This window comes from Xanthomonas vasicola (assembly GCF_000772705.2).
GTDB lineage: Bacteria > Pseudomonadota > Gammaproteobacteria > Xanthomonadales > Xanthomonadaceae > Xanthomonas > Xanthomonas vasicola.
The window spans coordinates 1-12,631 of the sequence record NZ_JSBW02000069.1 but is presented as its reverse complement, the minus strand read 5'-3'; the positions used below and the strand labels follow the sequence as shown (position 1 = coordinate 12,631).

The 12,631-nt window shown below is 64.7% G+C and carries 7 protein-coding genes and 2 pseudogenes; 8 read left to right on the top strand and 1 reads right to left on the bottom strand.

All coding sequences use genetic code 11. From position 1 onward, the window contains the following. Positions 1-455: 455 nt before the first annotated feature. The 8 genes and pseudogenes from NX05_RS18245 (at position 456) to tkt (ending at position 11,853) form a co-directional block, all read left to right on the top strand. Positions 456-1,475 (top strand): AAA family ATPase, encoded by a 1,020-nt coding sequence (locus NX05_RS18245; protein WP_039432230.1) that lies wholly within the window; start codon positions 456-458, stop codon positions 1,473-1,475. Between the two features lie 20 nt (positions 1,476-1,495). Next, entirely contained in the window at positions 1,496-2,458 is a 963-nt protein-coding gene (locus tag NX05_RS18240; protein WP_017112981.1) for a DUF58 domain-containing protein, read from the top strand. A 2-nt stretch (positions 2,459-2,460) separates the two neighbouring features. Next, positions 2,461-2,922 (top strand): DUF4381 domain-containing protein, encoded by a 462-nt coding sequence (locus NX05_RS18235; RefSeq protein WP_039432228.1) that lies wholly within the window; start codon positions 2,461-2,463, stop codon positions 2,920-2,922. Further along, a complete protein-coding gene (locus tag NX05_RS18230; RefSeq protein WP_010364560.1) occupies positions 2,919-3,926 on the top strand; it encodes a vWA domain-containing protein in 1,008 nt (335 codons plus the stop codon). Before NX05_RS18235 ends, NX05_RS18230 begins: the two co-directional genes overlap by 4 nt. Then, entirely contained in the window at positions 3,923-5,740 is a 1,818-nt protein-coding gene (locus tag NX05_RS18225; protein WP_039432227.1) for a VWA domain-containing protein, read from the top strand. Before NX05_RS18230 ends, NX05_RS18225 begins: the two co-directional genes overlap by 4 nt. Continuing rightward, positions 5,737-7,482 (top strand): BatD family protein, encoded by a 1,746-nt coding sequence (locus NX05_RS18220; RefSeq protein ID WP_039432225.1) that lies wholly within the window; start codon positions 5,737-5,739, stop codon positions 7,480-7,482. The genes NX05_RS18225 and NX05_RS18220 overlap by 4 nt, the downstream gene beginning before the upstream one ends. Positions 7,483-8,352: 870 nt before the next feature. Next, positions 8,353-9,633 (top strand): annotated as a pseudogene (locus NX05_RS18215) (dicarboxylate/amino acid:cation symporter). A 219-nt stretch (positions 9,634-9,852) separates the two neighbouring features. Continuing rightward, on the top strand, positions 9,853-11,853 hold the full coding sequence (gene tkt / locus NX05_RS18210; protein WP_039432224.1) for a transketolase: 2,001 nt from the start codon (positions 9,853-9,855) through the stop codon (positions 11,851-11,853). Positions 11,854-11,966: 113 nt separating this feature from the next. Here the strand turns inward: tkt and NX05_RS25290 are convergent. Continuing rightward, positions 11,967-12,503 (bottom strand): annotated as a pseudogene (locus tag NX05_RS25290) (alpha/beta hydrolase); the annotation flags it as partial. Positions 12,504-12,631: the final 128 nt, after the last annotated feature.

Below are 12,631 nucleotides of genomic sequence, written 5' to 3'. Positions count from 1 at the left end.
CGCTGGCTGCTGCGCTGGATCGCGTTTTTGCGTGCCTGGATGCGGGCGATGGAATGGCCATCCTTTAGCCACGTGCCGCTGTCACAGACGGCACGGGGCGCTTGAAGGGGATTTTTCAGGGACAACTATTTATGGTGCCGTTGTCTCACCGTATCGCCGCACTGTGAGTTGGTTGGTAATCGACGTTCGACGGCAGCCGGCCGGTGATTGGGCGATCGCCTGCGCCAGTGTTGCATAGTCGTTCCGTTTCACGCGAGCTGTGTCTGATCGTTTATTGGGGACAGCTGGCTGAGCTGCCTGAGTAGGCAAATCAAGAAGTGCCTACGATATTTGCCTGCATGGATGCGGGGTGCTCAGGCCTGTGGTGTTCGTGACGCAGGGCAGAGGTTCGCAATTACTGAATTTTGGCTATCGGCAAGTGAACCAATCGCGTTCGAATCGGTCACACTGGGTCTATGAACGCACCGCCGCTGCTACCCCCCGAAGCCGTTGCCGCGCCCGCCGAGGACCGGCTGCATCGTCAATTCACCTTGCTGCGCGAGTCGCTGGCGCAGCGTATCGTTGGTCAGTCAGCGCTGGTCGAACGGCTGCTGATCGCCTTGCTCGCCGACGGCCATCTGCTGGTCGAGGGTGCGCCGGGCTTGGCCAAGACCACCGCGATCCGTGCGCTGGCCTCGCGGCTGGAGGCGGATTTTGCGCGGGTGCAGTTCACTCCTGACCTGCTGCCAGTCGATCTGACCGGTACCGAGATCTGGCGCCCACAGGACAGCCGGTTCGAGTTCATGCCCGGGCCGATCTTCCACCCAATTCTGCTGGCCGACGAAATCAACCGTGCACCGGCCAAGGTGCAGTCCGCGTTGCTGGAGGCGATGGGTGAGCGCCAGGTCACGGTCGGCCGGCACACCTATGCGCTGCCGCAGCTGTTCCTGGTGATGGCGACGCAGAACCCGATCGAGCAGGAGGGCACGTTCCCGTTGCCCGAGGCGCAGTTGGATCGCTTCCTGATGCATGTGCGCATCGGCTATCCGCAGGCCGACGCCGAGGCGGAAATCCTGCGGCTCGCACGCGAGGCGGCCCGCGATACGCTGGAAAAGCACGAGACCGTGCCCGAGAAGATTCCGTTGGAAGATGTCTTCGCCGCGCGCCGTGTGGTGCTGGACGTGCATCTGGCGCCACAGCTGGAGCGCTATCTGATCGAAATCGTGCTGGCCTCGCGCGATGCGCAGCGTTATGACCCTGCACTAGCGCGGCGGATTGCCTGGGGCGCCAGCCCGCGTGGTTCGATTGCGCTGGAGCGGTGCGCGCGTGCGCGTGCGTGGCTGGCTGGGCGCGACTACGTCACGCCGGACGATATCCGCGCGATTGCCCCCGACGTACTACGGCACCGCGTGCTGCCCAGCTACGAGGCTACGGCCGAAGGCTGGGATGGCGAACGCCTGGTTGCCGCATTACTCGAAAAGATTCCGCTGCCCTGATCGGGTAGCGTCGCTGAGGTATGCCGCCCTCTCGCCAGACGCCGATGTCTTCGATGCCGTTCTCGTTACCTGCAAATGCTCCGTCGCCTGTCGCTGGCGATGGGCTGCGCCCGACGCTTGCGGAATTGATTGCGCTGCGCGGCACTGCAGTTCATCGCGGTCAGCCGGGACGCGGCCGACATGGGCTGGTGGGACCAGTGCCTGCCGCCACGCGCGGGCGCGGCATGGAGTACGCCGAGTCGCGTGAGTACGTGGCTGGCGATGACGCGCGGCATATCGATTGGCGCGTCACCGCGCGAACCGGGCGGGCGCACACCAAGTTATTTCAGGCCGAGCGCGAGCGCTTGAGCCTGATCGTGGCTGATACCTCGCCTGCGCTCTTCTTCGGTACGCGCGTGCGTTACAAGTCGGTGCAGGCTGCGCGCGCCGGCGCGGTGGCGGCATGGCTGGCGCAGCGACAGGGTGACCGGATCGCCGCATTGCGCGGCACCGCCAACGAGGCACCGATCGCGCCGCGTTCCGGGCAGCGTGGCGTATTGCCGGTGCTGGATGCACTGGCGCGTTGGTATGCGCAGCCGCCGTCCGGTGATGCGGGGCTGGATGTGGCGCTGGACCACGCTGCGCGTCTGTTGCGCCCTGGCGCGCGCCTGACCGTGCTGGCCGATGCGCGCAGTGCCGGCGCCATTTCTGCCACGCGTTGGTCGGGGCTGGCCTTGCATCACGAGGTGGTGGTGATCGTGTTGGTGGATCCGCTGGAATTGGCGCCACCGGCGCGGGCGCTGACCTTCGACGTGCGTGGCGAGCGCATTGCAATCGATCTGTCTACTCAGGCCGGGCGAGCACGCTGGCATGCTGAATTCGTCGCGCCACTGGAGCATTTGAGCGCGCTCTTGCAGGCACGCGGCGTGCGCTTGCATCGACTGTCCACGGACGATGCCAGCGATGCCTGGTTGAGCGGCAGCTCCGCCGTGCGGAGTCGCTGACGATGTCGCCGCAATCGCTGCCGCTGCGTGATGTCCATCTGCCGCCGTCGCCATCGTGGTGGCCGCTGGCGCCTGGCTGGTGGTTGGTGATTGCGGTCATCGTGCTGGTAATAGGCGGCGCCTGGGTGTGGTGGTGGCGCGGTCGTCAGCGGCAGAGTCGCTGGTTGGCTGCTTTCGATGCCGAATTACAGCGCGCCACTACGCCGGCGCAGCGTCTGGCGGCGGTGTCGATGCTGTTGCGGCGTGCGGGGCGCAGCGTCGATCCGCAGGCCGATCGCTTGCAGGGCGATGCGTGGCTGCAGTTTCTGGATGGTCGCAAAAGCAAGGACCACGGGTTTTCGCAAGGCCCTGGTCGCGCCGTGTTGGAAGGCGGCTTCCAGCGTGCGCCCGTGGTGAGCGATCTGCCTGCGATCGAAGCGCTGGCGCGGCAGCGCTTCGTGGCGCTGATGCGGGGACGGCGATGAACTGGCTGCAGTGGTCGCAGTGGCAGGATGCGCTGGCGCACTGTGCCTGGCCGTGGGCGTGGTGGTTGATGCCCCTGCCGTTGCTGATGTGGTTGTGGCCGCAACGTCGCGCCGATGCGGCTGCGCTGCGCGTGCCGTATGCGGAGCAGTTGCAGGCGGTGGCGCAGGCGAAAAGTGCGCCGTCGTTGCGGATGCCGCGTTGGCTGGCATGGCTGGGGTGGTTGCTGTTGTGCGCCGCACTGGCGCGTCCGCAGCAGCTGGGCGAGGTGATTCAGCCGCCGCGCGAGGCGCGCCAGATGATGTTGGCGGTGGATCTGTCGGGGAGCATGAGCGAGCCGGACATGGTGCTCGGCGGCAAGGTGGTGGACCGCCTCACTGCCGCCAAGGCGGTGCTGTCGGACTTTCTGGATCGGCGCGACGGCGACCGCGTTGGATTGCTGGTGTTCGGCCAACGCGCGTATGCGCTGACACCGTTGACTGCAGATCTGACTTCCGTACGCGATCAATTGCGCGATAGCGTGGTGGGCTTGGCCGGGCGCGAAACCGCGATTGGCGATGCGATCGCGTTGTCGGTCAAGCGCCTGCGCGAACAGAAGCAGGGCCAGCGCGTGGTGGTGTTGCTTACCGATGGCGTCAATACCGCTGGCGTGCTCAATCCGTTGAAAGCCGCGGAACTCGCTAAGGCCGAAGGCGTGCGCGTACACACCATCGCGTTTGGTGGCAGTGGCGGCTATTCCTTGTTCGGCGTTCCAATTCCGGCCGGCGGCAACGACGATATCGATGAAGAAGGGCTGCGCAAGATTGCCCAGCAGACCGGAGGACGTTTCTTCCGCGCCCGCGACACTGAAGAACTCGCCGGCATCTATGCCGAGCTGGATCGGCTGGAACCGGTCAAGGGGCTTGGGCCTTCGGTGCAGCCGCGCGTCGAGCGTTACTACTGGCCATTAGGCGCGGCCATCGTCATTGCGCTGCTGGCGTATGTGCTGCCGCGGAGGTGGCGATGAATGCACTGACCGAGCTGGCCGGGTCGCTGCAGGCGTTACACTTAATGCGTCCGCTGCTGTTGTGGGCGCTGCTGGCGATCGTGCCGGCGGGAGCGCTGTGGCACTGGCGTCGCCGCGATGCGGATGTCTGGCGGCAAAGCGTGGATGCGCATCTGCTGTCGAAATTATTGGTTTCCGGCGGCCGGCGCGGGTGGCTGGGATTCGTGCTGGCCGCATTGACGTATACGCTGGCCGTGGTGGCGATGAGCGGACCGAGTTGGCGCCAGACCGAGCGCCCGGTGTATCAATCCAGCATGCCGCTGGTGGTGGTGCTGGATCTATCGTCCAGTGCCAACGCAACCGACCTGCCGCCATCGCGCCTGCTGCAGGCGCGCGCGAAACTGGCGACGCTGCTGCGTAAGCGCGCCGGTGGCGAGGTGGCGTTGCTGGTCTATGCAGGCGAGAGCTTTACGGTTGCGCCGCTGACCGAAGACAGTGCCAATGTAGCCTTGTTTCTGGATGCGCTGTCGCCGTCGGTGATGCCGGTCGACGGCAAGCGTGCGGACCGGGGCATCGATGCGGCCGCTCAGTTGTTGCAGCAAGCGGGCTTCAAGCAAGGCGAAATTCTGCTGGTCAGCGATAGCGCGGATGGTTCCGCCGAAAGTGCCGCGCGCACGGCGCGGTCGCGCGGCTTCACCGTTTCTGCGCTTGGCGTTGGCGGCGAGCGCGGCGCGGCGTATCGCATGGCCAGCGGCGAGATTGCGCAGGCCAAGCTCGACGAAGGCAGTCTGCGCGACCTGGCCGGGCAGGGCGGTGGACGGTATGCACGCATCGCACCGGACGATGCGGATTTGCGTGCCTTGGGCGTGCTCGATCCGTCACAGCAGCCATTGGCAGATGAAACCGCCGAGTCCGACGGTGGCAATATCTGGCTCGACGAAGGCTATTGGCTGGTGCTGCCGGTGATGCTGCTGGCCCTGCTGGCGTTTCGCCGCCGCGCGGTGGTGGCAGTGTTGGCGATGGTCTGCGTGCTGCCGCTGGCGCAGCCTGCGCACGCGGCCGATGGCAGCTTGTGGCAGCGTGCCGATCAGGTGCAACAACAGCGTCTGGATGCCGGTGTGCAGGCGTATCGCAAAGGCGATTTTGCGACGGCGCAGAAAGCGTTCGAAGCGGTGCCAACCGATGAGGGGCTGTACAACCTGGGCAATGCGCTGGCGCGACAAGGCCAGTACGACGCGGCAATCGCAGCCTACGACCGCGCGCTCAAGCAACATCCGAATCAGCAGGATGCCATCGCAAATCGCGCGGCGGTCGATGCGGCGCGCAAGCGTCAGCAGCAGAACAGCAAGGATGGCAAAGGCCAATCCAAGGATCAGAAACAATCTGGTCAGGACGGGAAGGAGCAACAGCAGTCGGGCCAGAATCAACAAGACAAGCAATCCGGCCAGGATGGGCAGAACCAGCAGGACGGCAAAAACACGCCCTCTGATGCGCCGCCGCCGAAGGACGGCACGTCGCAAGATGCGCAGTCCAAGAACAGGCAGGGCGAGCAACGCAAGCAGGACACGCCGCCGCAGTCTGCCGATGCCAAGGCGCAGCAGCAGGCCGACGAGGCGCAGCGTCGCAAGATGCAGCAGGCCATGGCGCAGGCGGGCGACAAGCAGGCGGGTACCAGCGGCAAGCAGGAGGCCGCAGTCGCCGGCGAGACGCCGGAACAACGCGAGCAACGTCAGGCGGTGGACGCGTGGCTGCGGCGGGTGCCGGACGATCCGGGCAGCCTGCTGCGTACCAAATTCAGGCTCGAATACGAACGCAGGCAACGGGACGGACGATGATCGGCAGACACCATTTGCGTCGCGCGGCAATCGGCATGCTGGCCAGCGTAGCAGTGTTGGCGTGCGCGCCGGCGGGGGCTGTTACGCGCGCGTGGCTGGATCGCGACAGCGCCAATGCCGGTGACGTCGTGATGTTGAATATCGAAACCGATCAACGCGGCGTCGACCCGGATTACACACCACTGCGCAGCGATTTTTCGCTGGGTGCCAAGAGCGCCAATCAGCAGATGCAGGTGACCAATGGTTCGGTGACGGTGCGTGCCTTGTTCGGTGTGGTGCTGACCCCGCGCAAGAGTGGCGAACTGATCGTGCCGGCGATCCGCGTGGGCAACGAGCGCACTGAGCCGCTGCGCTTGCAGGTGGGTGGCTCGGCGAACGACGCCGCCAGCAGTTCCGGCAGCGCTGCTGGCGCGCCGAGTGCAGCGCAGGGCAATGAAGAAGCCTTTGTCGAAACCCGGGTAGACGACCCACAGCCCTACGTGCAGCAAAGCGTGGGCGTGGTGGTGCGGTTGTACTTCGCCAGCCAACTGGCATCGGGCGAACTGGATCTTGAGGCGCCCGATGGTGCATCGATGCAGCGCGTCGGCGATGACGTCAGCTCGGTCAAGGTGCTCAATGGACGCCAGTACAACGTGGTGGAGCGGCGCTATCTGCTGGTGCCCGAGCGTAGCGGCCGCCTGCTGCTGCCCCCGGCCCGTTTCAACGGGCGGTCGGTGGGTGGGTTTTTCGACGACTACTTCGGGCGCGGCAACGGTGAGCTAAGTGCGCGTAGTGCCAGCATTCCGTTGCAGGTACGCGCGCAACCGGCCAACGCGCCGCAGCCGTGGCTGCCGTTGGGCAGCCTGCAGTTGCGCTACACGACCACGCCACAGCGGGCGACCGCCGGTGAGGCCGCGCAATTTGTCGTGGAAGCCAGTGCGCGCGGCGCCACCCAGGCGCAGTTTCCCGAACTGCCGACACCCAGCGTGCCCGACGCGCAGGTCTTCGCTGAGCCGCCGCAGTTTGAAGAACGCTTCGTGGACGGCTCGCCGCAGCTGCGATTGACCCGACGCTATTCGATCGTGCCCAACCGCGCCGGTCCGTTGGTGGTCCCTGGGTTGCAGGTGGCGTGGTGGGATGTGGCCGCAGGCGCAGCCAAGACTGCGTCACTGCCCGATCTGACGCTGGATGTCGCGGCAGGCAGCGGTGCGTTTGCGACACCTGCGCCGTCATCGGCTGCGAACCCGGCGCCCGATCAATCGGCGCCGACGACGCGGCCGCTCGCTCTGCAAGCACCATCGCCTGCGCGACCGCCATGGGGCTGGATTGCTGCGGCGATCGGGTTTGCGTTTTTGTGGGTCGTCACGCTGGTGTGGGCATTGCTGCGTTGGCGTGGTGCTCCGAGCGGTAGATCAAGCGGCAATGACGGTAATGGTAGCGCGGTGCCCGCTGCGGTCAGACGCGCGACCCACGGCGTGGCCGAGTTGCGCCGCGCGCTCGATACCGGCGGCATGGACGATGTGGCGGCGGTGCTCTGCGGCATGGCCGGTGTTGCCGATATCGAAGCAGTGTTGGCGGCATTGGCAGATCCGGCGCAGCGGGCAGCTGTTGCGCGTATGCAACGCGCGCGCTGGGGCGGCGACGGCGATGTGACCGGCGCGCGCGCCGCCTTGCGCGAGGCGTTCGCCAAGGGGCCGCGTTGGCGGCATGCGAGCGCGGCCGAGCCGGAGGTGCTGGCGCCGTTGTATCCCTCTGCGCCTTGATTGACCGCGTTGTATCGAGGGCGGCTTTGAACGACTGACAACCTTCTGCGCAGTCCTGCACAAGTGCCTCAGCGCCAGTAATGGTTTGAAATTAACGGTATTTCGATTCTTCGGTTGCCCTCCCCACTCACGTAACAGTCGCTCGTCACGTTTCATGGGGCGCCTTTGCACGCTCTGAGCGGCGACACTGCCTTGCAGCGCTGATAACACGTTGATTTTGGATATGTGTGATCTGCCAACTATGCGGCGGTGAGCGAGAGCGTTGGCGCTGCGGCTTTGCTGCAGGGTCCTTGCCCGAGCACCATCGCGGGACACGCTGCAAGTACGTGCTTGTAAGCCCCTTGGCGGCATCCATGCCGCCAAGGGGCCCGCGATGGTGGGCGGCAAGGACCACTCAAGTTGGTCGTTGTGCGTGGTTGTAAGCGGGCTTGGCTAAGCCGTTGTTCGGATCACGGTACGTCTGATCCGCTGCCCATCGTCCGCCAGGCAACATCAAGTCTTTCGCCCGACTACCGACCAACTGTCTGGGAGCGGTGTCCTTGCCGATTGCGGAACCGTTGGCGGCACGGATGCCGCCATCGAGCCACCATGGAGGGGTTTACGGCGTGCCCCGCGAGCGGTGCGGGCATCGCGCAATCGACACAAGGGGCTCGACGAAAAGCATCTGATGACACTTAGCCGTCGCGACGACTCGAAATGCCGGCTCTTGTCTTTGTGCCTAAGCAGCAAGGTCTACAGCCATCGGGGAAACGCTGGCCTCACCCGACATCGTGAAGCTACCCGCAGCAGGTGCGCAGGGGCCCCCGGGTAGCTGGCCGCATTGATGGCGTTTGTTAAGCTCGGTCTTTGTGTCCACCAAGGCCTGACCAGATGACAGCATCCTCAGCCGCGCGCCGCCCGGGCCTGCCCTTGCATTGGAAAATGGGAATTGGCTTCGCCGTTGGCCTGTTGTTGGGTCTGGCTGTGTATTACCTGGCCGGCAGCGATGCCGATTGGGTGCGTCTGGTGACCAAGTACGTCACCACGCCGTTTTCGCAGATCTTCCTCAATCTGATCTTCATGCTGATCGTGCCCCTGCTGTTTTCGGCGCTGGTCATGGGCATCTCTGAGATGGGCGACATCCGCGCGCTCGGACGGGTGGGGTGGCGCACACTGGGCTACACGGTGGTGCTGTCCGGTGTGGCGGTGCTGCTGGGATTGGTGCTGGTCAATGTGCTCAAGCCCGGCGCGGGCGTGGACCCGCAACTGGCCAACCAGCTGATCCAGGAAAACGCCGAACGCACCCGCGAGATCATCTCAAGCTCCGGCACTCAGCCGCAGGGCATGGACATGCTGCTGTCGATCGTGCCCAGCAACGTGATTGCGGCAGCGTCCAGCAATGGCGCGATCCTGTCGCTGATGTTTCTTTGCGGTGATGTTCGGCGTAGGCATGGTGCTGACTGCCGATGAAAAGGTCGCCACGCTGCGGCGCGGTATAGAAGGCATCTTCGAAATTTCGATGACCTTAATCGGGCTGGTGATCCGGCTGGCGCCGTATGCGGTGGCCTGTTTCATGTTCAACCTGGCCGCGTTGTTCGGCTTCGACCTGCTGATCCGCCTGGGCGCTTACGTGGGCGTGGTGGTGCTGGCGCTCGGCCTGCACATGGTGGTCAGTTACGGGATGGCGGTGAAGTTCGCCGGGCGCTCTCCATTGGGTTTTTTCCGGCAGACCCAGGAAGCGACGGTGATGGCGTTCTCGACCGCCTCCAGCAATGCCACCCTGCCGACTGCCTTGCGTGTGCCGACGAGATGGGTCTGCCGCCGCGCGTGTCGCGTTTCGTGCTGACCGTGGGCGCGACCGCCAACCAGAACGGCACTGCGTTGTTCGAAGGCGTGACGGTGATCTTCCTGGCGCAGTTCTTCAATGTGGATCTGAGCCTGGGCCAGCAATTTATGGTGATGCTGGTCTGCATCCTGGGCGGGATCGGCACCGCCGGCGTGCCGTCCGGCTCGCTGCCGGTGGTGGCGCTGATCTGCGCGATGGTCGGCGTGAACCCGGTCGGCATCGGCATGATCCTGGGCGTCAATCACTTCTTGGATATGTGCCGCACGGCGTTGAACGTGACCGGGGACCTGGCACTGACGACCTTGGTGGCCAAGGGCGAGGAATAGGGAATAGGGAATCGTTAAAGCAGGCTGTTGCGGGCGTTGGGTGTGACGGTAAGGCTTGCCGCATCGCTGCGGTGGCTGGGCGCGCGGGTGATCGCACCGACCAACCGGCAACACTGCATCCGATTCTCCATTCCCGACTCCCGATTCCCCTAACGCACTGTGTGGGAGAATAAGCGGCTCCGCTTCCAGCGGTGTTCCCCTCCGCTTCCATAGACGCCCATGACCCAGCCCACCCGCCGCCAGCTGGCCAACGCCATCCGTTTTCTTGCCGCAGATGCGGTCGAAGCCGCCAAATCCGGTCATCCCGGCATGCCGATGGGCATGGCCGATATCGCCGAAGTGCTGTGGAACGATTTCTTCCGGCACAACCCCAACAACCCGCAGTGGTTCAACCGCGACCGTTTCGTATTGTCCAACGGTCACGGTTCGATGTTGCAGTACGCGCTGCTGCACCTGTCCGGTTACGACCTGCCGATCGAGCAGCTCAAGCAATTCCGTCAGTTGCACAGCAAGACCGCCGGTCACCCGGAGCGCAGCGAAACCCCCGGCGTGGAGACCACCACCGGTCCGCTCGGGCAGGGGTTTGCGAACGCGGTGGGCTTTGCGCTGGCCGAGAAATTGCTGGCGCAGCGCTACAACCGCCCGGAGCTGGAAATCGTCGATCACCGCACCTGGGTGTTCATGGGCGACGGCTGCCTGATGGAAGGCATTTCGCACGAAGCCGCGTCGCTGGCCGGTACCTGGGGCCTGGGCAAGCTGGTCGCGTTCTGGGACAACAACCAGATCTCCATCGACGGCAACACCGCCGGCTGGTTCAGCGACGACACCCCGGCGCGTTTCGAGGCGTATGGCTGGCATGTGATCCGCGATGTGGACGGGCATGACGCCGAGAAGATCAAGGCCGCCATCGAGACCGCGCTGGAGAACACCGACAAGCCCACGCTGATCTGCTGCCGCACCAAGATCGGTTTCGGTGCACCGACCAAGGCCGGCAAGGAATCCTCGCACGGCGCACCGCTGGGCAAGGAAGAACTGGAAGGCGCACGCAAGGCGCTGGAATGGCCGTACGGCCCGTTCGAAATTCCCGAAGAGATCTACGCCGGCTGGCGTGCAGGCGGTACCGGCACCTTGCGTCAGGCCGAGTGGGAACAGCTGTTCGACAAGTACAGCAAGCAGTACGCCAGTGAAGCCGACGAACTGACCCGCCGCTCGCATGGCGAGCTGCCGGCCGACTTTATCGCCAAGGCCGATGCCTACATCGCTAAAGCGCAGGAAGACGGCCAGACGATTGCCTCGCGCAAGGCCTCGCAGCTGGCGATCGAAGCGTTCGCCCCGCTGCTCCCCGAGTTGATCGGCGGTTCGGCGGATCTGGCGCATTCCAACCTCACCTTGTGGAAGGCCAGCAAGTCGGTGGCCACCGACGACCCGGACGCCAACTACGTGTATTACGGCGTGCGCGAGTTCGGCATGACCGCCATTGCAAATGGTCTCGCGCTGCATGGCGGTTTCATTCCGTTCGACGCCACCTTCCTGGTGTTCAGCGATTACGCGCGCAATGGCGTGCGCATGAGCGCATTGAACCCGGCGCATGCGATTCACGTGTACACGCATGACTCGATCGGCCTGGGCGAAGACGGCCCGACCCATCAGCCGGTAGAGCACCTGGCCTCGCTGCGCTACATCCCCAACAACGATGTGTGGCGCCCGGGCGACGCGGTGGAATCGGCAGTGGGCTGGAAGGCGGCCATCACCCGCAAGGACGGCCCAAGCTGCCTGATCTTCAGCCGCCAGAACCTGCAGCATCAGCCGCGCAGCGCCGAACAGATCAAGTTGATCGAACGCGGTGGCTACGTGCTGGCCGATGCCGAAGGCGGCACGCCGGATGTGATCCTGATCGCAACCGGTTCGGAAGTTGGCCTGGCGGTGGAAGCCAAGCAGACCCTGGATGCGGCCGGGCTGAAGACGCGCGTGGTGTCGATGCCGTCGACCGATGTGTTCGACCGTCAGGATGCGGCCTATCGCGAATCGGTGTTGCCGAACGCGGTGCGCAAGCGTGTGGCGGTGGAAGCGGGCGTGACCGGCTTCTGGCGCAAGTACGTGGGTCTGGATGGCGACGTCGTCGGCATCGACACCTTCGGCGCCTCGGCGCCGGCCGATCGGCTGTATGCGTACTTCAAGATCACCGCAGAGCATGTGGTTGCGGCGGCCAAGGCGCTGTAAGGCCTCGCGTGTTGCGTTGAAGAAAAAGCCGGCGAAAGCCGGCTTTTTTGTTGAGCCTCGTGAGCGATGCGCGATGCGCGATGCGTCATCGTTCAACGGAAGCGTGGCGTGCTTCAGTGCGCGTCGTTGGCCAGCGCCGATGCGCGGATCCTGCCTAGCACCTTCACTTGTGCCTCCATCATCGGCGGGTTGGGATCGTGTCCGGTGCGGGGCAGCAGCAGGAATTCCTTGCTCGGGGCAGACAGACCATCGAAATACGCCTTGCTGATCTGGGCAGGGGTGTTCGCCCTGGATCAGGTAGACCGGCATGGCGAACTGCGGACCGAGTGTGCGCAGGTTGATCTGCGGGCCCATACCATCGCCTGCCAGCCCGACGAGCTGCAGGAAGGAATAGTGTTCCCCGGCCTCAAGGCTGCGCGGTAGTCGGGGGTGTCGTATTCCGCTGCGAAGGTGAACCAGTCTTCCGGTGCCGGCTCGGTGCTCAGGGCTTCGTACTTGCGCGTCACACGCCGCAGAATTCCGAAATTGCGCGGGTTGGTCCATGGCGGTGCGCCGATCTTCTTCAGTTTGCCGATCGCATCTGCATCGCCGGCTGCGTGGGCCAGGCTTAGCGTTTTGACTTAGCTTGCCGCCATGTCGTCCTGGTAATTGGTTGTCCCTGAAAAATCCCCTTCAAGCGCCCCGTGCCGTCTGTGACAGCGGCACGTGGCTAAAGGATGGCCATTCCATCGCCCGCATCCAGGCACGCAAAAACGCGATCCAGCGCAGCAGCCAGCGC